The organism is Anisomitus miae (SeqCode) (assembly GCF_054906395.1).
On the sequence record NZ_JBRACL010000004.1, the window covers coordinates 1 to 23,475 of the forward strand.

Sequence of the window (23,475 nt, forward strand, 5' to 3'; positions counted from 1 at the left end):
GATTTCTGAATATGATATTACCTTAAATGTTTCAAGTGGATATTTAAAGCTATCTTTAGGAAGTCCTATTTTTAATAAAGATGGGAAGGTTATTGCTATAGTTAGTGGGAATGATGTTGATAAAAATGATGTACATGGAATTATGATGATTAGTGATTTATATAGATTTATTAAAGAACAGCAAGATGACGGTACTGGCACTATATCGACTACGAAGAAGAATGGAAGACAGGAGATTAAAGATGTAGGTAATAGTGAATATCAGTCAATTCCTCTGTATCAATCTGTTAATTCAGGTGCAGCAACGGGATTTATTGTGAGTCAAAATAAATTATTGACCAATATGCATGTTGCTAATACATTTGATGTGGACGGCAGGGCGACTATTCGTTTGAGAGATAAGAATGGAGAATTTGTAGATTTTGAAGTTAAGTCTGTTTTGCATGCTCCAGATGAAGTAGATTTATCGATAGTTGAAGTTAATCCAACGGCAGATGGAAGAAATCTTAGTGATGGTATTGAACTTTTGGAGTTTGCTACAAGGGAAGAAATAAAAAACGTTAAAGTAGGAGATAGGGTTTACAACGTAGGATATCCTGGAGATGAGGAATATGGAACTATGTGGTATACTGAAGGTAAGATTACAAGACTTGGTGAAAATTTTGTTATTTATGACGCATATATAGTTGGAGGAAATTCAGGAAGTCCTTTGTTGAATAGTGATGGTAAGATTATTGGATTAGCTAATGCAGAAGGTGGCGAAGTCGAGGATGATAAAATTATCACTTATGGATTTTTGTTAACTGATGATTTATATGATTTTGTTATGAATAATATATAGTGATTTATTTAATGAGAGCTTCGAAGTTTTTTTGGGGCTCTTTTTTATATTTTGTAAATTTGTGATTTTGTAGTAATAGTTGTTTGAAAGTTATTGAGATATAGTATTGTTTAAGTAAGATGTGTTTATTTTTGTTAATAAAAGTGTTATAATAATGTTAATAAAAATTTTAATGAATTACAGGAGAATAAAAATGAATAGGAATAGTGTCTTTACTGGGATAATATTAGCAGTGGTTGTGGTTTTAGGGATTATATTTTTCAATAATCAAAGTACAAAGAAGAGTGATAATACTACAACTCAAATTTCATCTACGACAAAGACAGATAATAGAAGGGAAATAAAAAGCACTGAAGATAATGAATATCAATCAGTTGTTATTTATCAAAATGCTGAGAAGAAATATACATCGGGGGTTGCTATAAGTCAGAATAAGATCATGACTAGTAATAAGGTTGCTGATACTTTTAAAGAGGGTGATGGATCGGTTGTACGTGTTAAAGATGTTAATGGACAGTTTGTAGATTTCACAGTTAAGAGCGTAAGAAATTCTTCTTCTGAAGACGGTGTTGCTGTTGTTGAAGTTAATCCATCTAGCGATGGTAGAAATGTTAGCGATATTGCTAGTATTCCAGATATAGAAACTTCCGTAGGAATTATGAATGTCGAGGTTGGAGATGTCCTTTATTCTTTGGGATATCCAGAGGATAAGGAATATGGAACTATGTGGCGTAGCGAAGGTGAAGTTACAAAATTTGATGAAGATTATAATGTTATTTTGAATGCTTATACTGTAAGTGGAGATTTTGGAAGTCCAGTATTTAATAAAGATGGGAAAGTTGTTGGGATACTTGGTGAGTCAAGCACTGATAATGAGTCTAAAGTAATTTTGTTGACTAGGTCATATATTTTTGTTAAATCGGAGCAAGACGATGGAACTGGTTCTATGAAGACAACTAGGAAGAATGGAAGACAGGAGATTAAAGATATAGGTAATAGTGAATATAAATCGATAGTTATTATGCAAAGTTCTGAAATGGGTCATGGGACAGGATTTATTGTGAGTCAAAATAAATTATTGACCAATAAGCACGTTGCTGATGTTTTTGAATTGGAGAAGGGTGCAACTATTCGTTTGAGAGATAAGAACGGAGAGTTTGTAGATTTTGAGGTTAAATCTGTTTTGAATGCTCCAAATGAAGCGGATTTATCAATAGTTGAAGTTAATCCAACGGCAGATGGAAGAAATCTTAGTGATGGTATTGAACTTTTAGAAATAGCTACGTTGGAAGAAATAAAGAATGCTAAAGTTGGTGATAAGGTTTATAATGTAGGATATCCTGGGGACAAGGAATATGGAACTATGTGGTATAGTGAAGGTGAACTTACTTTAGTTACTACTGGTGTTACTAATTACGATGCATATATTGTTGGTGGTAACTCGGGAAGTCCTTTATTCAATACCGATGGTAAGGTTATTGGATTAGCTAATGGGTCAAATGGTGAAATTGAAGATGATAAAATTGTGTCTTATGGGTTTTTATTGTTTGATAATTTATATGATTTTATTATGAAAAATATACAATAGGCTAATTGAATGAGAGCTTTGGTCTTTTTTCAAAGTTCTCTTTTTATGTTTTTGTAAATTTGTGATTTTGCTTTGGTGTAAATTTGAAAATTGTGAACGATATTATATCCTAAGTGGTAAAACATAGGAGTTAATTTTTGAAACAAGGATGTTAAAATATTAGTTAAGAGTTTAAGAAATACGAAGGATTTATAGTGAAAAAAAGATACTATTGTTACGTGCGTAGTAGTTTTGGTAATTTTGATTCTGGGAATTGTATTTTTCAATAATCAAAATTCTGTGAAAGATCCAAGCAGTAAAATTAATTCAGATTTTGGTTTTTTAATATTGTGGAGGAGAGAGCTTTGCATATTTATCTGAGGATTTCTCTTTTTTGTTAGATTGATTTTATGATTTTAAATTTAATGAAAAAGATATTTAAATGATACAAAATTGACATGATCATGAATTATAATGTAACTAAATTAAAAATAAAAAAAGTGTTAATTCTATATGTTGAGGAGGTTATTTCTAAAATGAAAAAAAATAATCTTAAAAAAATGATTGGTGGTATTGTTTTAAGTTTAATGGTTGTATTTGGTGGAAGTGCTCCAATTGTACAAGCTTCTGAGGCTGTAAATATAGATGATGTTGCTTCACTTGAGAAAATAGATTCGGGGTATTTTTATAGTGAATATGAAGAACAGTTTGGGTATAGCCCATATGGGTCAGTGAATGGACAAGTTTATTATCAAAGTGAGCAGGATATAAAAGATTTGGTTTCTGAAGGTGTATTAACTCCTGAAGAGGGAAATTTAGAAATTCAATTTTTAAACGCAACAAGTGATGAAGAGAAGGATGAGATATATAGGAAGATAATTGATGAGACAAGAAGCTTATATGATTTTACAGATTCTGAAATTCAGAGACTAAAAGATGAAGGATACAAAAATTATAATAAGGTATTGGATGAGTTCTATTACGATAGGTCAGTTGATAGTGGTATCATGACTAGAGGTATGGCAGATGCCAAACTTAAGTATAATAGTGCTTCAAATGAAGAAGAGAGACAAGCTGCTTATGGCTTGATTATTGATGAAATGGTTAAAGATGGAACTTTAACAAATGAGCAGGGTAGCAGACTTAAAAGTGGTGGATATAAGAACCATGGAGAGAATATGTCTATTATTACTTTTGAAGAAATGGTAGATGAGTTATTGGGTGCTGGAGTATTAACTCAGGATAAGGCAAGCGATTTAAAAGCTAGAGTGTCAAGCGATGATGCATGGAATGAATTATATGACAAGTACGACAGATATATTATAACACAGGAATTGGTTGACGCTAGCATAATTACCAATGAGAAGGCGAAAGAAATTAGGAGTAATGATTCTGAAGATTCTTTGGACGAGCTATATAATTTATATGGAAGATATATTATAGAAGATTTGGTTGAATCGGGATATATGACAAGGGAAGAAGCTGATTTGCAACTGAGGATTTTGGATGCGACTACGGAAGAATCATTGGGTGCTGCGTATAATGACTTACTCGAATATGAAGTTAAGTCAGGTTTTATAACACAGGAAGAGGCTGATGCAGAAAGAGAAGCTATGAAAATTTAAATTTTAATTGTATAATTAGGATTCTAAGGTAACTTAGGATCCTATTATTTTTAATTAATAGCTGTTCAAATTCAGCTATTTTTGGTTATGAGCTTAATAAGAATTTGTCATACAAAATTTATAGGAATGATTACAAAAAAGTATATAGAAGATAAAAATTTGACATATGTGAAAATTATAATATAGGTATAGATTTAGAACATATAGAAATTGAAAATAGATATTTTAAATGATATTTAGGAGGATATTTTATATATGAAAAAAGATTCTATTAAAAAATTAGTAGGTTTTACACTAGGAACGATTGTGTTAGTAGGCGTAGCTGGTATAGGAGGTAGTATAGCAGCTATAGCAAACTCAGGATCGTTGTCACAAAATAAAATTATGATGATTGATGTGTCTGATTTGGAGACTTATGAAGTTAAGTATTATTTACCAGGTAGTGAGGGGTTTTATGAAGCTTCAAAGAAGGGCTTTGATGAAATGTCCTTTAAAGACCAATACGATGGTCTAGTTCATATTTTGGGTAATGGAATTATATTTTATGGTAAATCGGGTTTGTCAAATGATCAAGACTTATTAAAAAAGGCTGAAGATTTATTGAAGAGAGTTGAGCAAGCAACAACAAGTGATCAATTAAGCTCTATTGTTGAAGAAAATCCGACACTGCTGGAGTATATGAGTTATATAGAGCAAGATTACGATATATTCAATCCGTCAACTCCTGTTACAGAAGATTATAACACGAAAGGTGAAGTGTTAGATTTACAAGATTATGATATTGATCGTCTTTCATCAGATAAGATAAATGACTATTATAAGAATTTGAGATCTGAGTTTGATGCAATGTCGTTTAGTGATCAGAAGGAAGGAATAATTAGTCTTTTGAATGAATCAATTAATGAACATATCAATGAAGATGAGCCGGATAGTAAAGAATTGGAAGCAATGTGTAAAGAATTATTAACGAGAATTCAAGAAGCGACAACAAGTGATCAATTAGCAAAAATTGTTGATGAAGAAGTAACATTATTGAATTTTCTTGATGTGGAATGAATTATTGGAGACTTATCACTTGTTTCGATAGTATGACTTTTGGGAGTTAAAAGATTTTGAATTTAAACTACTTTATTATATAAATTTTATAAAAAAAGTAATGAAAGAATATAGAAAGGACAAGATTTTGACATAAATGAAAACTATAATGTAGACATAAGTTAAGGGCATATAAAATTTAAATATTTAAGATAAATTTTGGAGGGTTTAAAAATGAAAAAGAATTTAATTAAAAAAATAGCAGGAGTAGCTTTAGGAGCAGCATTAGTAGCTGGGGTAGGAGGAAGTTTGGCAGCCAAAGCAAGTTCAAGTTCGGCAGCACAAGATTTCGTTTTGATTGATGATGAGTCTGACTTGGAGAAATATGGCGTAGCGACCTTTACAGATGAGCAAGTGAAGAGCTATTATGATGGTTTAAGAGAAAAATTTAATGAATTGCCGTTTGAGGATAAGAAAGCAGGAATGGTTGATCTTTTAAAGGAATCAGCAGCTTGGTATGATGTAGAAGGATTATCAGACAGTAAGCAAATAGCGGACGATTGTAGAGCTTTGTTGATTCAAGTTGAGGGAGCAACAACAAATGAGCAATTAGCGGCTATGGTTGATAAAGACATGACATTGTTAAACTTTCTAGATATTTAGTACTTATTGAATTTAAGTAATTTGCTCGTTGAAATTTAGGATAACTTTGTATCATATGTGAGCTTTAGGTAGTTTGCTTGAGGCTCTTTTTGCTTTTTAGGATTTTGGACTTATGATTTTACGATTTCACGAATTTGTCTTTTCGGAATTTTATGATTTTGAATTTAAACTACTTTATTATATAAATTTTATAAAAAAGTAATGAGGGAATATAGAAAGGACAAGATTTTGACATAAATGAAAACTATAATGTGAACATAAGTTAAGGACATATAAAATTTAAATATTTAAATAAATTTCAGGAGAATGTTTTAAAGATGAAAAGATATTCAATTAAAAAATTAGCTGGTATTGCATTGGGAACAGCAGTCCTGGTAGGAGCAGTGGGTATAGGAGGGGGTTTAACAACTGGAACAAGTTCAGGGGATGCCATTGTAGTTGGTGAAACATTTGATTTAGATGAGTATAAGATTAGTTATCTTTCATTGTATGGATCGGATGATTCTTATGAAGATTTAAAAGAAAAGTTTAATAATATGTCGTTTGAAGATCAGAAAAATGGTTTGATTGATTTTTTAAATGAAGAACTAGAATATCTCAATGAAGATTTAAAGTATTGTAATGAATATTTACAGTATGATGATGATGAAGAATATAAGATGTATATTCAACAGGATATTGATGAAGTAAATGGATTGATAAAATATTTTGATGAAATATTAACTAAGGTTCAGAATTCAACGACAAGTGAACAATTAGTAAAAATTATTGATGAAGATGATATGTTGTTAGATTTTATAAACTATAGTGTAGATTATGATAAAGCGAATTATTTATTTGAAGACGAGAGGTTTGATCCAGGAAGTTATGACAGTTATTATTCTTCATCATCATATGATTTATTCAGAGTTGAGGATGACTTTTGATCAAGTGTTATTTGAGAGACAGAAAACAAGGCTTATTGAATCTTTAGGAGAAGACATAAAGTTTTATGTTCAAGAAGGTTTATCAGATAGCGAAGAGTTAATGGAAGGTCACAAGCAAATATTGGCTGAAGTTGAAAAAGCTACAACCAGTGAACAGTTAATTGACATTGTTGAAAAAGACCCTACATTATTAAATTTTCTATCCAAATAAATAGGGCATTAGAGATTCTTCACTTGAGGGTTCTCTGTTTATAAAAAATAGTTCAAAAAAATATGAAAAAGACAAACTTTTGACACAATTACAGTGTATAATCTATACATAAGTTCAATCAAATAGTGACTCTCAGATTTTGTAAATGGTTTGAGGTAGTATTGAATTTTAAAATTTATAAGCTATATTCGAGCATACGCGGAGTATATAAAGGGAGGATAGAGAAAGATGAAAAAGAAGTTTTTAGGATTGGCTTTTGCAGTGGCAGTGGCTTTGTGTGGAGCAACTCTTGGAGGAAACGCAGTTAAGGCAACTACAATAGGTGATATTTGTATCGAGGATGGCCGTGGAGCAGAAAGTGTTACTGTTCATAGTACTATAGATGTGAGTAATGCTAGTAAGTATGCAGATGGTGTTATAGCAGATGAAAACAGTGTTTCTGGAGTAGATGCACCAGTGTATAGAGGAGAGCTTCAGGTCGTTTAAGTTTTGATGTAGACAGTTGAGGCGTTGATTGTTTTTGTTTGTAGAATATGATATTTTAAGAATTTGAAATTTAAAAAGAGCTTTGATTAAACAAAGCTCTTTTTATTTATTTAAAGGTCGTATATTGGAAACTTTATTGTAAATTTAGTACCTTCTTCAAGATTGCTTTCTACGAAAATTTCTGCATTGTGACAATGAACAATCCATTTTACCATAGAGAGACCAAGTCCAGCACCATTATTCTCTTTTGCAGTTCTTGAAGTATCAACTTGATAAAATCTTTCCCAAATCCTGGGTAAATGATCTTTTGAGATTCCGATACCGTTATCCTTTACAAAAAATATCGTATGGTTACCTTGAATTTTAAGATTAACTTCAATTTTATTTCCATCGCCAATGTATTGATATGCGTTTGATATTAAATTGATAAGTGCCCTTGTTATTAAGAAACGGTCAGCATTTATTATTATGTTTTCTGGGATATTTCTGATAAGGGAAACATTTGTACCATTAATCTCTTCTTGCTCATCGCATACAAAGGAAAGAAGTTCACTTAAATCTATTTTTTCAAAATTAGTTTGCAAAGTATCTTTGTCCATTTTAGATATTGTTAATAACTCTGAAATTAGTTTTGACATTCTTAATGCTTGATTTTTTATAGAGGAAATTGACTCTTTGTAATCTTCTATATCATTTGCACATTCCTCAGCAAATTCACATTCTGACATTATTACAGACACAGGAGTTCTTAATTCGTGAGACGCATCGGATGTAAATTGTTTTTCTTTCTCAAAATTATACTCGAGCTTGTCTAACATTTTATCAAATATACTTGCGAGACGATATATCTCATCATTCCGGTTATTACTATTTATGTTTATGCGTCTAGATAAGTCGTTACTCTCACTTATCTCTTTTGCAATTTCAGTAATCTTATCAACGGGATTAAATGCACGGCTTAAAATTAAATACCCTCCTATTGAAGCAACAAAAATCATCGTTACTGAAAGTATAACATTATTCGTGACTACGGATTTTGAAAAGAGAGATTTATCTGAAACTAAAGAAATACCTTTTAAATAATAAATACTATCTGCGATATTTATCTCTTTATCATATTCGTAGTATCTGTTACCATCATGCTCAGTTTGTCTTAAGAAGTTATTCTTGAAAGCAAAATTTGAATTTATTTCAAAAGGCATATTCCCAACTATAAGATTTGTATTTGTATCATATATAGCCATATAAACTCCATCTTCATAATAATTAAAATTAATGCTAGATAGTATATTTTTTAATTTATTGAAGGAGGGGTTTTCACCAATCTCTCCTAAATTTATGTTGTCATGAAGGTTAATTCGCTTAGAGGTTAACATTAAAGCCTTTGATGAAACTGTACCTATTAATCTATCACCTATATCTTTTTCGATCATCTTCTCGCTAAATGAATTCATAGCTATAAGCACAATCCCTGAAATGAATATCATTGAAAATATATACCAAATTATTATTTGTAGTTTTACAGATAATTTTTTTATGGAATTAAAAGTCACTAAAAATGCAAACAAAATCAGCGTTCTTAACTTTAAAACTAATCTTTCCATAGCTATACTCAATCTTCTTTTAACACATATCCAAAACCTCTAATGGTATGGATAAGCTTCTTAGTATGGTTATCGTCAATTTTCTTACGAATGTACCTTATATAAACATCAATAACATTTGCATTACTACAGTGGTCAAAATTCCAAGCATAGCTTTCAATCTTCTGTCGAGATAGGGCAATTCCTTTATTTATTACCAGATATTCCAAAATTTTAAATTCCTTTAAAGACAATGAGATTTCCTTTCCTGATCTTTTTACGGTATGCTGGGTTATATTTATTTCTAAGTCTGCTACGGTGTATATGTCAAAATAATTTTTTGATAGCTTTCTTGTAATTGTACGTATTCTTGCAAGGAGTTCATCAAATGAAAATGGCTTTACTATATAATCTTCTGCACCTGAATCAAGTCCATTTACTATGTCAGGAATGCTACACTTTGCGGTCAAGAGCAATACAGGTGTAGAGATATTGTTTTTGCGCATATATTTGAGAACATCAATTCCAGAAAGTTTTGGCATCATGATATCCATTATGACAGCGTCAAAGTCACTATTATTAATGTAGTAAATTGCTTCCTCACCATTGAAACATTTATCTATAGAATATCCTGCAGACTCGAGACGTTTAGATATAATTCTATTTAAATTTTTTTCATCTTCTACAATTAACAAATGCAACATCTTCATCTCCTTTCAAAAAAATTTCCATTATTGATTTATGGTAAAAGTATTTTTGTTACTTGTAACTTTAATATTTCCATCTCTTGTAAGATAAATTTCACTTGAGACTTTACCCAGAATGTTAAGCACCTCATCGTGAGGAGGATTTTTCTTGCTGCAAGTTATTACACTGTATTTTGGATTTATGGTTTTTATAAATTGTTCGGAGAAGCTATTGTACTTTCCGTGATGGGGAACTTTTAAGAAATCGTATTGAGAATTTGTTTGTGTAAGTATTTCTGCCAGTCTAATTTCCTTTGCGTGCCCTGCAAATAAAAATTTATTGTTTCCATGGATTACACTTATAGCAAGTGAATAGTTATTATCTTCATCGTAGTGTAATCTTTGCGGGGCATAAACTTCAAATATAACATTGTCTAATCTGAAAGACATGTTTTTTGAAATCTTACTTAAAGGAGTATTAGTTGCATTTAATGATTCTACATAATTTGTGTAAGCATGAGCCTTCGTAATTTGGAGTTATAATATTTTTTACATTCAAATTGTTTAGAATCTGGGATGCACCGCCGACATGATCTTTATCAAAATGTGTTATAAACAAATAATCAATGGAAGTTATGTTATTTCCATTTAGATAATTTAAAATTTCAGGACCATTGTTTTCTTCACCACAATCTATAACAACATTATAATTGCCGGTACTCAATATAATCGAATCCGCTTTACCAATTTTCAAAATTGAAAATTGAAGATTATCCTTTGAGTTGTGGGTAACTACATTGTTGCAAGAATATAAAAATGTCGATAGCAATGAAACATAAGACGGAATTCTCTTAATCTTTAGTAACACAGTTTAAAACCGACTCCTTTAATAAAAACGATTTTAATTTTTGAGCAAACAAATTTTAGGATCTTTCGAATGTTTTCTATGTATATAAACAGTTTATCATCGTCAATACATTCAGGATTACAAACCTTTGATAATTTATCGCATGGGATAATAGTTTCGCTATTTTTAATCATGTATTGTATCAGCTCGCATTCTTGAGTAGGCATTGTGAAGGAAATTCCATTGTTCAATAACTTTTTTCTTGAAACTACTAAAGTTATATCCGCATAGGTGATTGTGTCACTTTCGTAATTGGTTATGTTACTTCTTCTTGCAAGAGCCTTTATTCTGGCTATGAGCTCATTTTTGTTAAATGGTTTTTGTAAATAATCATCTGCGCCTAAGTCGAGAGCATCAATCTTATCGCTCATATCATTTTTGGCAGTTAATACTATAACAGGAGTTGTTCTTCCTTCAGATCTAAGCTTCCTTAGAACAGTATATCCATCCATTTGAGGCATCATAATATCGAGAAGTATTATATCGTACTTATTAGTTAAGGCCATTCTAAGACCTATTTGTCCATTATGAGCACAATCAACTTCGTAATCACTATTTAGTAATATCCTGCTCATTATATTACATAACTCTACAGAGTCATCGATAACAAGTATTCTCAAACCATCACCAACTTTTCATATTTTTATCCTATTTTACCATGATAAAGTTAAAATAAGATTAAAAATAAAAAAGATACATAAAAATTTTTGTACATCTTCGATTTAAAAGTTTTTCTTTTTGTGTGATTTCAATTGCGAGGTATAGGAACTATTAGAAATCTAATTTTGGGTATGCTTAAAGTTGATATATCAATTTTGAATTTATGTATTTTAAAAATTGAGAAAAAGGTATGGCGTAATTTATTTTGAGGTCATCGAATAATTTAAATGTTAGGCAAAGTTGTGATATAATGGAAGCATAGTCAATAATAAAAACTTATAGATAGACATTACATGCGATATTTAAATACTATGATTTAATTTTGAGTGGTAGAGTATTGTTGTGCTCTACCTTTTCTTATAATGAGATTAACATTTTGAAGAGGTAAAATATGTTAAATGAAATTTTGAATCTTTTTATACATCGTGGAGACTTTTTCTTAGAATTGTTGCTGGAGCATATACAAATATCATTCATTTCAGTGGTTATTGCCATTATGCTTGGAGGATTAATTGGAATTGCTATTAGTGAATTTACTAGCTCAACAAATGTAACTTTGGGAATTATCAATATCGTTTATACGATTCCTTCGATATCAATGCTAGGTTTTTTGATTCCATTTTCTGGTGTAGGGAACACAACGGCTATTATTGCTCTTACTATATACGCACTTTTGCCAATGGTAAGAGGTACATATACAGGAATAAAAAATATAGACCATCACATAATAGAAGCTGCGAGAGGAATGGGGAGTACACGATTTCAAATTCTATATAGAATAAAGCTACCATTGGCTATGCCGATAATTCTATCTGGTATTAGAAATATGGTTACTATGACCATTGCACTTGCAGGAATTGCTTCATTCATAGGAGCAGGTGGACTAGGTGTTGCTATTTATAGGGGAATAACCATAAATAATTCTGCTATGACAATAGCAGGAAGTTTGCTCATAGCTTCGCTTGCCTTAGTGGTAGATCTATTACTTGGATTACTTGAAAAGAGTTTTGCTGTAAGAAGGACAGTCAAAAAACAAGTATCTCTTAAAATCGTTGTAGCTTTTGCTCTAGTTACATTTGCAGTATTTGCACTTTTAGGTTTCACAAAACAAAAGGATACCATAAACATAGCTACAAAACCTGTAACGGAACAACATATACTTGGGGAAATGCTATCATTATTGATTAAAAATGAAACTGATTTAGATGTAAAATTAACCCACGGTGTGGGAGGAGGAACATCAAACATTCATCCTGCAATGGAAAAAGGGGAATTTGATTTATATCCTGAATATACAGGGACTGGATGGAATTTGGTTCTCAAACAGGATGGCATTTATACAGAGGATGAATTCGAAAAACTGAAACAAGAGTATATAGATAAATACAAAATGGATTGGGTTGGTATGTATGGATTCAATAATACTTATGGGTTGGCAGTGCGTAAGGAAATTGCAGAAAGATATAACATTAAAACTTATTCTGATTTAAGGAATGTATCGGATGAATTAACCTTTGGAGCGGAGTATGATTTCTTTGAAAGAGAAGATGGATACAATGCTTTAAGTCGTATTTATGGTTTTAATTTTGAGAAAACACTAGATATGGATATTGGTTTAAAGTATAAGGCTCTCCAAAGTAAAGAGATTGATGTAATGGTTATATTTACAACGGATGGTCAGCTTGCTACTACGGATGCTGTAGTCCTAGAAGATGATAAAGAATTTTTTCCATCGTATATTTGTGGAAATGTGGTGCGATTAGAGATCATTGAGAAATACCCAGAGCTTCTAGAAGTTTTGAAAAAATTCAATAACAGTATTACAGAAGACGAAATGATAAATATGAATTACCAGGTTGAAAGTGAGGGAAGAGATCCTATTGAGGTAGCTAGAGAATTTTTAATGAGTAAGGGGATGATTTAGTGAAGCCTATTATTGAATATAAAAATATATCAAAGTCCTATAATGAAAATACAGTTATTGAAAAATTCAATTTACATATTGATAGAGGGGAGTTTGTTACCATTCTGGGTTCTTCTGGATGTGGTAAGACGACTGTGTTGAAAATGGTAAATGGACTTATTGAACCATCTTCAGGTGACATAATCATAAATGGTAAAAACATAAAAGAGTTAAATCTAATAGATCTACGAAGAAAAATAGGATATTCGATTCAAGGTAGCATTTTGTTTCCTCATATGACTGTTGAACAAAATATAATTTATGTGCCAAGTCTTTCGAATAAGATGAATAAATCCAAGAATGCCGAAATGGTTTTAAAATGGATGAAATTTGTTGGATTAAGTATTGAGATTAAGGATAGGTATCCTGATGAACTTTCTGGAGGTCAAAGGCAGAGAGTTGGAATTGCTAGAGCTCTTGCTGCATCTCCAGAAATTTTATTAATGGACGAGCCTTTTGGAGCAGTTGACGAAATAACAAGGAGCAGTTTGCAAGATGAGATAATGAGAATTCATAAAGAGACAGGAATTACAATCATGTTTGTTACTCACGATGTTTCTGAAGCGATGAAGATGGGAACTAAAGTTCTTATTATGGATTTTGGGAATGTAAGACAGTATGATACGCCAGACAATATTAGGAATACTCCTTCCAATGATTTTGTAATGAAGCTTCTCGAGTTAAGCAAGTGACTAATCTGTAAAAAAATAAAAAATAATTGTTAACTACACGTAGGTAATATTGAAAAATGTAATCTACTCAATTAAACTATGAATGTGGATAGTTTGTTAAAAAGTTCTCGATTTGGAAGGAAACTAATGATAAAGTTCATAGATATTTTAGATGGTAGTTTTGAATTTGATTTAAATTTTGATAACGGATCTTATAATCTCATTACTTTTAAAGATGAAAATCTCAGGTTTAAGTTAATTAGGTCAGTGCTTGAGATGTGCAAGAATGATTTTGAAATTTATCCGTACGTCATAAGTGGCTTTAACTTAAAGCCATACTTAGATACTAAGGATAACATATACAGTTCGTTCGGTATAGATTTGCGTGAAAAGTGTGATGAGGTTTTGCTCTTTGAAAATTACTGTTCGGTATTTGGATTCACGAATCATGATGTTGATTTTGATTTGTTAAGTAGATTTGATAAATTGAGGAGCATGTTTATGGTGGCTTTGTTTACGGATAGTAGAGTAATCTTGTTTGATAATTGTTACTCCGAGGATTTTAGATGTTGTGCGAATCGTATTGTTGATTTAGTTAGAAGTCATAGCTTGTTTTCCCAAGGTGTTTTTATAGAAATTAGAAAAGAAGATTAATGGATAGTGTTATTGCGTATTTGGCATGTGCCAACTACGCAATTTTATTTTATGCATATATAAATTTTGATAACTGAATTTTAGTTATACAGAGTTGTGGAAAAAATAAACTTGTGGATATTTAAAATCCGAAAAATGCAATGGGCTATCACTAAACTAAAGGAAGTTACTATTTTTGATTTTATACAATCCTGAATAAAAAAACGATATTACGATTGAAGAAAACATCTTTGTAATAAGTTTTGGATTGTATTTTGGTGATAGTGAATTGGAATTTGAAAATGTTGCTATTGAATCATCGTTGCTTAAATTTTTAAAACTGTATTCGTTTATTTGGTTTTTTATTTCATCTAAAGATATGGCGTCATCATATATAGATTTTGGATCTATATTTTTAATTTTTATAAATTGTTTGTATAATTCATCGGTTTGAATTTGTGGATCATTAAAATTATTTCCATAGATATTTAACAAAATCGCATCATAGTCTCTGCATTTTGATAAAGCGTTTAAATCTTCGTACAAAATGTGGAGATTTCCGAATGATGAAAGTTCAAAATACTTATCATTCATGTTACATTTAAATTTTACATTTGAGGAGTTTAGCTGTTTTATTTTGTATTTTCCTCTTTCAAGATTTGAAATAGTTATTTTTTTAGAATCGTTATGAGATAAAGTGTCTATAAGCTTGTTATTTTTATAAAGTTCGTATTTTATATTCTTGAGTGAAGACGAATCCTCAGTGTTAGTTATGATTGTTATACTTTTATTTTGATTGATTAACGCAAAATATATTAATTCAATACATTTTGATAAATTATCCTCATACTTACTTCCTAAGTTTTGATTTATAAAATTTAAATTATCTCTATTTGAGTGAATTATCATACCAAAGTTTGAGTTTCTATAATTTGGATATCCGGTTCGTGGATTCATAGAATTCCATGATGTAGATTCTAAATATGCAAATGGTATTCCTTCATATTTAAAATATACATGATCGCTGTAATCAAAACACTCTCCTTCTGGTATTGAAAATGATTTATCTTCAAATTCCAATCCAGGACTGGTCTTTATACTTAAATTTTTTTCCTTAGATAGTGATAAGATTTCATCTCTAAACCATCCTCTTATTCCGTTATCACCGTATATGTACAAATCATCACCACTTAAAATGCTATCAATGTTTATGTATAAAATGGTATTAATTTTTTCATGAGGAGACATATTCTTAACAAAGTACCTTGATCCGAATAGCCCTACTTCTTCAGCGTCGAATGCAATAAACTTTAATGTATAAGGAAGAATAATCTTATTTAGCTTTTGTGATAATTCAAGCAGTGCAGATATTCCTGAGGCATTATCATCCGCTCCATTGCAATTTGTGGAATCATAATGTGCTCCTATTATAATTTGCTGATCATTTAATCCTTTTTTGTATGCGATGATATTTTTGGAATGATTTTTATTGTTCTCAATTGGCCATACAAAATCTTGTTCTTCTACATCGTATCCATATTTTTGAAATTCATTTTTTATATATTTTTGTGAATTGATAATTAACTTAGTGCCGCTCACTCTTGGGGTTTTGGACAAATACTTAATGTGTTTAATTGCCTCTTTCCCAAATGTTAATTTTTGTAATGTGTTTGAAAAGGTATTCATAGTTGACATGTTAAAAATTACAAATACGCACGAAATAAATTTGATAAACTTGGAAAAAATACTATTATAATTTAATTTCATTTTTAATTTCTCCTTGAAAAATGTTTAATTATATTTTGCATAGCTGCGTTCAAAAAAATCATTTTTTGAAGTTAATATTTGTTTAAATTTTATGTTTACCATCAATAATGTTTGTGGTACGATAGAGTCGTTTAACTATGTGCAAATTTATTTATCTGGATTTTGATATTTGATAATGGTATTTTTACGTGTAGATGGAGGGTGATTTTATGAAAACTAAAAATCCTACAGGGATTATGAAGGTAAAAGATTTTGGAGAGATGAAATTTGAACTTTATCCAGAGGTAGCTCCGATTACAGTGTCTAATTTTATAAGTTTAATTAAAAATAAATTTTACAACGGGCTTGTATTCCACAGGATCATAAAGGATTTTGTAATTCAAGGAGGATGCCCAAATGGAAATGGAATGGGTGGACCTGGATACTCAATTAAAGGTGAATTTAAACTAAATGGGATAACAAATGATATTAAACATGAACTTGGAGTTTTATCGATGGCAAGATCTGACGATCCAAATTCTGCTGGTAGCCAATTCTTTATAATGGTTGGAGATGCACCACACTTAGATGGTAGTTATGCAGCTTTTGGCAAAATTATACAAGGCATAGAGGTTGCTTTAAATATATCAAATGAGCAAGTTTATGGAGATAGCCCAATTAGGAAACCTATTATAGAGGAAATAATCGTTGATACTTTTGGGATAGAGTATGTCCTAGATGACAAAAATAAAATAGTGAATTGAGGAAGACTTTATGATAGAGATTGAATTGAAAGATGGCAGTAGAAAGGAAATTGATAAACCACTTACTGTTTTGGATTTTGCAAGATCAATTAGTCAAGGGTTAGCTAGAAATGCAACTTGTGCTGAAATTGATGGAGAAGTTGTAGATTTAAGATATATCATAGATAAAAATTGTAAAGTTAATATATTAACGTTTGATGATGAAAAAGGTAAGAGGGCATTATGGCACACGGCTAGTCACGTTCTTGCACAGGCTGTAAAAAGGTTATTTCCTAAAGTCAAATTAGCCATAGGTCCAAGTACGGATAATGGATTTTATTATGACTTTGATGTAGATACGCCTTTTTCTCAAGAGGATTTACTAGAAATTGAAAAAGAGATTAAAAAGATATGCAAAGAAGAATTAAATATTGAAAGATTTGTTCTTCCACGATATGAATCAATTAAGTTTGTAAAAGATAGAGGCGAGATTTACAAAATTGAGCTCATAGGCGACGTGCCAGAGGGAGAGGAGATTTCATTTTATAAACAAGGAGAGTTTGAGGATTTGTGTTGTGGTCCCCATTTAATGAACACAAAATACATAAAAGTTGTTAAACTTTTGAGTGCTACAGGTGCGTATTGGAGAGGAAATGAAAAAAATAAAATGCTAACAAGGATTTATGGCATAGCATTTCCTAAAGCAAGCATGTTGGAAGAGTATTTAAATTTAGTTGAAGAGGCTAAGAAAAGAGATCACAACAAAATAGGAAGAGAACTTGGATTTTTTACAACTAATGAATTCATTGGTCAGGGTTTGCCTCTTTTGATGCCAAAGGGAGCTAAGCTTATGCAAATTCTTCAAAGGTTTGTTGAAGATGAAGAAGAGAGAAGAGGATATGTTTTAACTAGGACTCCGACTTTTGCTAAAAGCGATTTATATAAAATCTCTGGACATTGGGATCATTATAGAGATAGTATGTTCGTCTTAGGTGACGAAGAGAAGGATGCAGAAGTTTTTGCCCTTAGACCAATGACATGTCCTTTTCAATTTATGATTTACAAAGCTTCCCAAAAAAGTTATAGGGATTTGCCAATACGATACGGAGAAACTGCAATTTTGAGCAGGAACGAATCTTCTGGTGAAATGCACGGTCTCATAAGAGTCAGACAATTCACATTATCTGATGGACATATAATTTGTATGCCTAGTCAGGTTGAGGAAGAGTTTGGTAAGGCTGTTGACTTGGTTAAGTATGTAATGAGATGTATTGGAATAAGTAATGATGTTACATATAGATTTTCTAGGTGGGATAAGAATAATAAGGAAAAGTATATAGGGGATGAAGAAATTTGGGAAAGGACTCAGCGTGATATGCAAGGTATACTTGACAATCTAGGCATTGACTATAGAATCGAAGATGGTGAGGCTGCCTTTTATGGTCCTAAATTGGATGTTCAGTTTAAGAATGTGCACGGTAAGGAAGATACAATAATAACTATTCAGATTGATTTTAGCCTTGCTGAAAGATTTGATATGACTTACATAGATTCTGATGGAACGAAAAAGAGTCCAATGATAATTCATAGGAGCTCGATAGGGTGTTACGAAAGAACAATTGCTATGCTTATTGAAAAGTATGCGGGTGCGTTACCAGTGTGGTTAAGTCCAATTCAAGTGAGGGTGTTGCCTATATCTGAGAAATTCAATGGCTATGCTAAAACTGTTACAAATGAATTGAGTAGAGCTGGTATAAGAGTTGAGTGTGATTACAAATATGAGAAAATTGGATACAAGATACGTCAGGGTCAGATGGAAAAAATACCATATTTGTTAATAGTTGGCGAGAAAGAGGAGCTAAATGGTGAAGTCTCAGTTAGAGAGAGGAAATCTGGCGATAAAGGATGTATGAAAATTAATGAATTTATTTCTACAATATCTGAAGAGATAGGCAATAGATTATGAGGTTTTGACTTAATATCTTAACGATTTTGAATCAAATAAAAACATGAGAAAAACTATTAAAATAGGAGATAATTCCAAAAAAACACTTAAAACTAAAGAAATTTAAAAGTTAATAAATTTGAGTTTTTTAAATTTATTAATTATATTAATAACATATTTTAGCACTCTAAACTATTGAGTGCTAATTTTTAAGAAGGTTATTTTAAATGGGAGGTTGTATTTGATGAATATAAGACCGCTTGCAGACAGAGTTGTTCTTAGAAGGTTAGAAGCAGAGGAAACTACTAAGTCGGGCATAGTTTTAGCAGGAAGTGCAAAGGAGAAGCCACAGGAGGCTGAGGTTATTGCAGTTGGTCCTGGAACCGTTTCTTCTGATGGTAAAGAGATAAAAATGGAAGTGAAGATCGGAAATAAGGTTTTAATTTCTAAGTACTCTGGAACAGAAGTTAAGGTTGATGGTGAGGAATATATAATTGTTAAACAAGAAGACATATTGGCTGTTGTAGAATAAGTTTAGGAGGTAAAGAGATAATGGCAAAACAAATTTTATTTAGTGCGGAAGCTAGACGTGCTATGCAAAAGGGTGTAGATATTCTAGCGGATACTGTAAAAGTTACACTTGGACCAAAAGGAAGAAACGTTGTTTTAGATAAGAAATTTGGTTCTCCTTTAATAACTAATGATGGTGTTACTATTGCGAGAGAAATAGAACTTGAAGATCCGTTTGAGAATATGGGAGCTCAATTGGTTAAAGAAGTTGCAACTAAAACTAATGATGTTGCAGGTGATGGTACTACTACGGCTACTGTTTTGGCTCAGGCGATTGTGAGGGAAGGTTTGAAGAATGTTACCTCTGGAGCTAATCCTATACTAATAAGAAATGGTATAAAATTAGCTGTTGAAAAAGCTGTTGAGGAAATTAAGAAAATTTCTAAAAATGTTAATGGAAAGCAAGATATAACAAGAGTGGCTTCTATATCTGCAGGTGACGCAGAAGTTGGACAGCTTATAGCTGATGCTATGGAGAAGGTTGGAAATGAGGGAGTTATAACTGTAGAAGAGTCAAAGAATATGGATACGACTTTAGAAGTTGTTGAGGGTATGCAGTTTGATAGAGGTTACATGAGTCCATATATGGTTACGGATGCTGAGAAGATGGAAGCATCTTTGGAAGATCCTTATATCTTGGTAACTGATAAGAAGATTTCAAACATTCAAGATATACTTCCTGTTTTAGAGCAGATAGTTCAACAAGGTAAGAAACTTTTGATAATAGCCGAAGATATAGAAGGCGAGGCTCTAGCTACTTTGGTTGTTAATAGACTTAGAGGAACTTTTACTTGTGTTGGGGTTAAGGCACCTGGTTTTGGTGATAGAAGGAAGGAAATGCTAAAAGATATTGCTATATTGACTGGTGCACAAGTTATATCTGAAGAATTGGGATATGATATAAAGGAAACTACTATAGCTATGCTTGGTAGAGCTGAGAGTGTGAAAATAACGAAAGAATACACGACTATAGTGGATGGTAAAGGAAACAAAAATGAAATTTCTGAAAGAGTTTCTCAAATTAGAACACAAATTGAGGATACAAGTTCAGAGTTTGATAGAGAGAAACTTCAAGAGAGATTGGCTAAGCTTTCAGGAGGAGTTGCTGTAGTTAAAGTTGGTGCAGCTACTGAGACTGAGCTTAAAGAGAAGAAATTAAGGATCGAAGATGCTTTGGCAGCGACTAAAGCGGCTGTTGAAGAAGGAATAGTTTCTGGTGGTGGTACCGCTTATGTGCATGTGTTGAAGCAAATTTGCAATTTGAGTTCTAATATAGTTGATGAGCAAGTTGGAATTAACATAATATTAAGAGCACTAGAAGAGCCAATAAGACAAATTGCTTTTAATGCTGGAGTTGAAGGGTCTATTATTATAGATAAAGTTAAGTCTAGTCAAGAAGGTATAGGTTATGATGCGTTAAATGGTCAGTATATCAATATGGTTGAAAATGGTATAGTTGATCCTGCTAAAGTTACAAGAACAGCACTTCAAAATGCTGCATCAGTTGCTTCGACTTTCTTAACTACAGAAGCTGCTGTGGTTGATATACCTGAAAAGGATAAGCCTACGGCACCTGCACCAGGAATGGGTATGGATGGAATGTATTAATATTTTTGGGGTTTGAATTTTTGGATTCAAGCCTTTTTTATTTTTTAAAAATGATAAATTAAATAGTAATAAAAATTCTGTATATGTACAAATTAATAGTATTATCCATAAGTCGAGTTATTTAAGAGGAGAGAATCATATTGTTTAAAAAATTTTTCAAGAAAAGAGGAATTAACAAAGGTGTTAATACTCAAGAGGTTATTGAAAGAATAGATTTAGAGGAATCGGTTGCTAAGAATGAAGATTTAATAAATATAAACAACTTTGACGATATTAAGAAAGCATTATCGATAATAGATACCAGGAATACAGAATTTAACGAAAAAACTGATAAAATTTTAAAATATGTAAATTCGCAAAATTCTATTTTAGATACTATGGAGAAAGGTACTATAGATAGAATAAATGACCATAAAGATATGGGAACTATTATGGATAACGTATTTAAAATGATAAAAGACGAGGAGCGATTAGTTTTAGATGGTGTTGGGAAAGTAAATTTTTTAATATCGAATGTTGATAAATTGATATCTAATTTTTCAAGTATAAGTGAAGTGTTTCAAAATTTAAATAATAAAATTACTGATATAAATAAATTCACAGAGGTTATAAACAAAATTTCGAGTCAAACGAATTTATTAGCGTTAAATGCTTCAATTGAAGCTGCAAGAGCTGGGGAAGCTGGGAAAGGATTTGCTGTAGTGGCAGACGAAGTTAGGAAATTGGCTGAGGAAACGAAAAAAGCTTCTGAACACATAAACAAGACAATAGATGAGATAACTAAGGAAACCGAGAATATATTTCACGAAATAAAGGAAAATATTTCTGAAATTACTATGATTAAATCATCATCAGAAGATGCAGTGAGTACGTTCGATTCTCTTAAAGATAGCAACGAAAAAAGTTACAATCAGATAGAATTAATAGATTGTAAAGCTAAAGATATAAGGCAACTTATGCAGTCTATGGCTACGGAATTTTCTAAAATGAAGGAAGTTTTTAAACTTAAAGAGGAAGCCATAAAAGACATTTTGGAGATGTGTGCATATTATGTTGAAAATTTGGATATGTTGAAAGAAATGTCGGATAAAATCAGATAGAATATGGAGTATATACTGAATAAATAGTTATTTTAATGAAATAATTGTACTATCATGAATATTGATTTTGGTAAGTGATAGTGAATGAGATTTCAAAACAGGAAGAAAGATGGATTTAGTATAATTGAAGTAATGGTATCTTTTGTTATTATACTCGTAATTGTACTTTTGATAGGTCCAAATTTATTTTCCACATATGAGCGTTCAAAACAAATGTCTAAAATAAGTGATGCAAATGCCATAGTTAATGCTATAGATATGCATAATTTAAATCTATTTGTAGATGGAAAAACAGATGCAGTGCCTGAAACTATGTCTATGGGAGAATTTAAAAAGATAAATGACGAGAGGAAATACTTGAATAATTGGCCAAATTGGATTGAAGATTCAATGACCATAAAAAACATAAGAGATATCGCTAATAGAGTAGAAGTGTCCAAGAATATTTCTAAAGATTTAGTATTTATATCATGAATTTTATATACATAATTACATTTTCCATATTTGCGAGTTTAGTACTGAATATTTTTGTTGTTAAAATTATAGGTTTTGTTGATTATGAATTATTGGGGTTGCAACACCGAAATAGCTCACTTATAAATATTTATAAGAGTATAGTTAAAGATAGAAGAATGAACCTAAAAATCATATTTTTTGGAGTTATATCTGTAATTTTTAATTGTATTATTTTATCTAAAATGACTAATGAATTTGGATTTATTTTGTTAAAAAATTATTTTAGATATTATTACATATTTTTGATTTTATATGTTTTTGCATTTATAGATTACGTTACCTATTATGTTTATACAATATTGTCATATCCATCAATTGTTTTTTCAATATTTTTGTTTATATTGTCTTTTGTACGTGAAAATGGTGTTAAAGATAATTTAGAAACTTTGTATATGATATTTTTATTTTATCTAATTATAAAGAAATTTAAACTCTTAGGTGAAGGAGATTTTTATATTGTTCTCATAGTATCTTTAACTCTTGGTGTGTTGCCGACAGTATTTATATTTTATTTATCAGTTGTTATGTTAGGTATAATTGGTATATTTATCTTAGTAAAAAGATCTTTTAAAGTTAAGTATAGTAAAATTCCATTTGTACCATTTATTTTTTTCGTTGCCTTTTTATTTATTATAATCAATGTATAAAAATGGGCTAGTTTGATTTTAATATTTAAAATTTCATTGAAAGTTGTTTAATGAAGTAGTATAATTATACAAATATGATTAATTCGATACATATGTGAGGTTGTTTTATTTGCAATTTTAGGGTTTGGTTTTGGTATAAGATT

At 30.9% G+C, this 23,475-nt stretch carries 24 protein-coding genes; 18 read left to right on the forward strand and 6 right to left on the reverse strand.

What is annotated here, in order from left to right; genetic code table 11:
* The 8 genes from AALI31_RS01605 to AALI31_RS01640 all read left to right on the forward strand — a co-directional run.
* The coding region (locus AALI31_RS01605) for a S1 family peptidase (protein ID WP_489884782.1) at positions 1-841 on the forward strand (841 nt) is incomplete at its 5' end.
* A gap of 193 nt (positions 842-1,034) precedes the next feature.
* On the forward strand, positions 1,035-2,429 hold the full coding sequence (locus tag AALI31_RS01610; protein WP_489884783.1) for a S1 family peptidase: 1,395 nt from the start codon (positions 1,035-1,037) through the stop codon (positions 2,427-2,429).
* Positions 2,430-2,944: 515 nt separating this feature from the next.
* Positions 2,945-4,033 (forward strand): hypothetical protein, encoded by a 1,089-nt coding sequence (locus AALI31_RS01615; protein ID WP_489884784.1) that lies wholly within the window; start codon positions 2,945-2,947, stop codon positions 4,031-4,033.
* A 255-nt stretch (positions 4,034-4,288) separates the two neighbouring features.
* The gene (locus AALI31_RS01620) at positions 4,289-5,089 is read left to right on the forward strand and encodes a hypothetical protein (protein WP_489884785.1); all 801 of its coding nucleotides are present in this window, start codon (positions 4,289-4,291) and stop codon (positions 5,087-5,089) included.
* Positions 5,090-5,302: 213 nt separating this feature from the next.
* Positions 5,303-5,731 (forward strand): hypothetical protein, encoded by a 429-nt coding sequence (locus AALI31_RS01625; protein ID WP_489884786.1) that lies wholly within the window; start codon positions 5,303-5,305, stop codon positions 5,729-5,731.
* Positions 5,732-6,048: 317 nt separating this feature from the next.
* Positions 6,049-6,657, forward strand: a complete 609-nt coding sequence (locus AALI31_RS01630) for a hypothetical protein (RefSeq protein WP_489884787.1) — start codon at positions 6,049-6,051, stop codon at positions 6,655-6,657.
* A complete protein-coding gene (locus tag AALI31_RS01635) occupies positions 6,626-6,868 on the forward strand; it encodes a hypothetical protein (protein ID WP_489884788.1) in 243 nt (80 codons plus the stop codon). Before AALI31_RS01630 ends, AALI31_RS01635 begins: the two co-directional genes overlap by 32 nt.
* A 228-nt stretch (positions 6,869-7,096) precedes the next feature.
* Complete coding sequence (locus AALI31_RS01640) at positions 7,097-7,354, forward strand: hypothetical protein (RefSeq protein WP_489884789.1); 258 nt, start codon at positions 7,097-7,099, stop codon at positions 7,352-7,354.
* A gap of 110 nt (positions 7,355-7,464) precedes the next feature.
* Here AALI31_RS01640 and AALI31_RS01645 read toward each other — a convergent pair whose 3' ends face one another.
* From AALI31_RS01645 to AALI31_RS01665, 5 genes are read right to left on the reverse strand one after another with little or no spacing between them, the layout of a single operon-like run.
* Positions 7,465-8,958 (reverse strand): sensor histidine kinase, encoded by a 1,494-nt coding sequence (locus AALI31_RS01645; RefSeq protein ID WP_489884790.1) that lies wholly within the window; start codon positions 8,956-8,958, stop codon positions 7,465-7,467.
* A gap of 8 nt (positions 8,959-8,966) precedes the next feature.
* On the reverse strand, positions 8,967-9,641 hold the full coding sequence (locus tag AALI31_RS01650) for a response regulator transcription factor (RefSeq protein WP_489884791.1): 675 nt from the start codon (positions 9,639-9,641) through the stop codon (positions 8,967-8,969).
* A gap of 27 nt (positions 9,642-9,668) precedes the next feature.
* Complete coding sequence (locus tag AALI31_RS01655; protein WP_489884792.1) at positions 9,669-10,073, reverse strand: ComEC/Rec2 family competence protein; 405 nt, start codon at positions 10,071-10,073, stop codon at positions 9,669-9,671.
* Positions 10,074-10,101: 28 nt separating this feature from the next.
* A complete protein-coding gene (locus tag AALI31_RS01660) occupies positions 10,102-10,491 on the reverse strand; it encodes an MBL fold metallo-hydrolase (protein ID WP_489884793.1) in 390 nt (129 codons plus the stop codon).
* On the reverse strand, positions 10,482-11,150 hold the full coding sequence (locus AALI31_RS01665) for a response regulator transcription factor (protein ID WP_489884794.1): 669 nt from the start codon (positions 11,148-11,150) through the stop codon (positions 10,482-10,484). Before AALI31_RS01665 ends, AALI31_RS01660 begins: the two co-directional genes overlap by 10 nt.
* 431 nt (positions 11,151-11,581) lie before the next feature.
* Between AALI31_RS01665 and AALI31_RS01670 the strand changes: the two genes are divergently transcribed.
* The 3 genes from AALI31_RS01670 to AALI31_RS01680 all read left to right on the forward strand — a co-directional run bounded on the left by AALI31_RS01670 (position 11,582) and on the right by AALI31_RS01680 (position 14,478).
* Positions 11,582-13,114, forward strand: a complete 1,533-nt coding sequence (locus tag AALI31_RS01670) for an ABC transporter permease/substrate-binding protein (RefSeq protein ID WP_489884795.1) — start codon at positions 11,582-11,584, stop codon at positions 13,112-13,114.
* Entirely contained in the window at positions 13,114-13,845 is a 732-nt protein-coding gene (locus AALI31_RS01675; protein WP_489884796.1) for an ATP-binding cassette domain-containing protein, read from the forward strand. The genes AALI31_RS01670 and AALI31_RS01675 overlap by 1 nt, the downstream gene beginning before the upstream one ends.
* 78 nt (positions 13,846-13,923) lie before the next feature.
* Positions 13,924-14,478 carry a hypothetical protein gene (locus tag AALI31_RS01680; RefSeq protein ID WP_489884797.1) on the forward strand — a complete coding sequence of 185 codons (555 nt, stop codon included), beginning with the start codon at positions 13,924-13,926 and terminating at the stop codon, positions 14,476-14,478.
* Positions 14,479-14,634: 156 nt separating this feature from the next.
* Here AALI31_RS01680 and AALI31_RS01685 read toward each other — a convergent pair whose 3' ends face one another.
* Positions 14,635-16,224 carry a M28 family metallopeptidase gene (locus AALI31_RS01685; RefSeq protein ID WP_489884798.1) on the reverse strand — a complete coding sequence of 530 codons (1,590 nt, stop codon included), beginning with the start codon at positions 16,222-16,224 and terminating at the stop codon, positions 14,635-14,637.
* A 209-nt stretch (positions 16,225-16,433) separates the two neighbouring features.
* Between AALI31_RS01685 and AALI31_RS01690 the strand changes: the two genes are divergently transcribed.
* The 7 genes from AALI31_RS01690 (at position 16,434) to AALI31_RS01720 (ending at position 23,332) form a co-directional block, all read left to right on the forward strand.
* Positions 16,434-16,967 carry a peptidylprolyl isomerase gene (locus AALI31_RS01690; protein ID WP_489884799.1) on the forward strand — a complete coding sequence of 178 codons (534 nt, stop codon included), beginning with the start codon at positions 16,434-16,436 and terminating at the stop codon, positions 16,965-16,967.
* Positions 16,968-16,977: 10 nt separating this feature from the next.
* Positions 16,978-18,912, forward strand: coding sequence for a threonine--tRNA ligase (gene thrS / locus AALI31_RS01695; protein WP_489884800.1), 1,935 nt, complete (start codon positions 16,978-16,980; stop codon positions 18,910-18,912).
* A 223-nt stretch (positions 18,913-19,135) separates the two neighbouring features.
* Positions 19,136-19,423 carry a co-chaperone GroES gene (groES, locus tag AALI31_RS01700; RefSeq protein ID WP_489884801.1) on the forward strand — a complete coding sequence of 96 codons (288 nt, stop codon included), beginning with the start codon at positions 19,136-19,138 and terminating at the stop codon, positions 19,421-19,423.
* 20 nt (positions 19,424-19,443) lie between these two features.
* Positions 19,444-21,069, forward strand: coding sequence for a chaperonin GroEL (gene groL / locus AALI31_RS01705; protein WP_489884802.1), 1,626 nt, complete (start codon positions 19,444-19,446; stop codon positions 21,067-21,069).
* A gap of 140 nt (positions 21,070-21,209) precedes the next feature.
* Positions 21,210-22,169: a methyl-accepting chemotaxis protein gene (locus AALI31_RS01710; RefSeq protein WP_489884803.1), complete on the forward strand. Its 960-nt coding sequence runs from the start codon at positions 21,210-21,212 to the stop codon at positions 22,167-22,169.
* A gap of 84 nt (positions 22,170-22,253) precedes the next feature.
* On the forward strand, positions 22,254-22,643 hold the full coding sequence (locus tag AALI31_RS01715) for a prepilin-type N-terminal cleavage/methylation domain-containing protein (protein WP_489884804.1): 390 nt from the start codon (positions 22,254-22,256) through the stop codon (positions 22,641-22,643).
* A complete protein-coding gene (locus AALI31_RS01720) occupies positions 22,640-23,332 on the forward strand; it encodes an A24 family peptidase (protein WP_489884805.1) in 693 nt (230 codons plus the stop codon). The genes AALI31_RS01715 and AALI31_RS01720 overlap by 4 nt, the downstream gene beginning before the upstream one ends.
* Positions 23,333-23,475: the final 143 nt, after the last annotated feature.

What these genes read in the sequence shown, in the direction of transcription:
- AALI31_RS01620 (WP_489884785.1), top strand. Translation starts at nt 4,289, where the DNA reads ATGAAAAAAGATTCTATTAAAAAATTAGTAGGTTTTACACTAGGAACG.
- AALI31_RS01640 (WP_489884789.1), top strand. Translation starts at nt 7,097, where the DNA reads ATGAAAAAGAAGTTTTTAGGATTGGCTTTTGCAGTGGCAGTGGCTTTG.
- groES (WP_489884801.1), top strand. Translation starts at nt 19,136, where the DNA reads ATGAATATAAGACCGCTTGCAGACAGAGTTGTTCTTAGAAGGTTAGAA.
- AALI31_RS01610 (WP_489884783.1), top strand. Translation starts at nt 1,035, where the DNA reads ATGAATAGGAATAGTGTCTTTACTGGGATAATATTAGCAGTGGTTGTG.
- AALI31_RS01635 (WP_489884788.1), top strand. Translation starts at nt 6,626, where the DNA reads ATGATTTATTCAGAGTTGAGGATGACTTTTGATCAAGTGTTATTTGAG.
- AALI31_RS01720 (WP_489884805.1), top strand. Translation starts at nt 22,640, where the DNA reads ATGAATTTTATATACATAATTACATTTTCCATATTTGCGAGTTTAGTA.
- AALI31_RS01630 (WP_489884787.1), top strand. Translation starts at nt 6,049, where the DNA reads ATGAAAAGATATTCAATTAAAAAATTAGCTGGTATTGCATTGGGAACA.
- AALI31_RS01715 (WP_489884804.1), top strand. Translation starts at nt 22,254, where the DNA reads ATGAGATTTCAAAACAGGAAGAAAGATGGATTTAGTATAATTGAAGTA.
- AALI31_RS01645 (WP_489884790.1), bottom strand. Translation starts at nt 8,958, where the DNA reads ATGGAAAGATTAGTTTTAAAGTTAAGAACGCTGATTTTGTTTGCATTT.
- AALI31_RS01680 (WP_489884797.1), top strand. Translation starts at nt 13,924, where the DNA reads ATGAATGTGGATAGTTTGTTAAAAAGTTCTCGATTTGGAAGGAAACTA.
- AALI31_RS01685 (WP_489884798.1), bottom strand. Translation starts at nt 16,224, where the DNA reads ATGAAATTAAATTATAATAGTATTTTTTCCAAGTTTATCAAATTTATT.
- AALI31_RS01655 (WP_489884792.1), bottom strand. Translation starts at nt 10,073, where the DNA reads ATGTCTTTCAGATTAGACAATGTTATATTTGAAGTTTATGCCCCGCAA.
- thrS (WP_489884800.1), top strand. Translation starts at nt 16,978, where the DNA reads ATGATAGAGATTGAATTGAAAGATGGCAGTAGAAAGGAAATTGATAAA.
- AALI31_RS01670 (WP_489884795.1), top strand. Translation starts at nt 11,582, where the DNA reads ATGTTAAATGAAATTTTGAATCTTTTTATACATCGTGGAGACTTTTTC.
- AALI31_RS01615 (WP_489884784.1), top strand. Translation starts at nt 2,945, where the DNA reads ATGAAAAAAAATAATCTTAAAAAAATGATTGGTGGTATTGTTTTAAGT.
- AALI31_RS01625 (WP_489884786.1), top strand. Translation starts at nt 5,303, where the DNA reads ATGAAAAAGAATTTAATTAAAAAAATAGCAGGAGTAGCTTTAGGAGCA.
- AALI31_RS01690 (WP_489884799.1), top strand. Translation starts at nt 16,434, where the DNA reads ATGAAAACTAAAAATCCTACAGGGATTATGAAGGTAAAAGATTTTGGA.
- groL (WP_489884802.1), top strand. Translation starts at nt 19,444, where the DNA reads ATGGCAAAACAAATTTTATTTAGTGCGGAAGCTAGACGTGCTATGCAA.
- AALI31_RS01650 (WP_489884791.1), bottom strand. Translation starts at nt 9,641, where the DNA reads ATGTTGCATTTGTTAATTGTAGAAGATGAAAAAAATTTAAATAGAATT.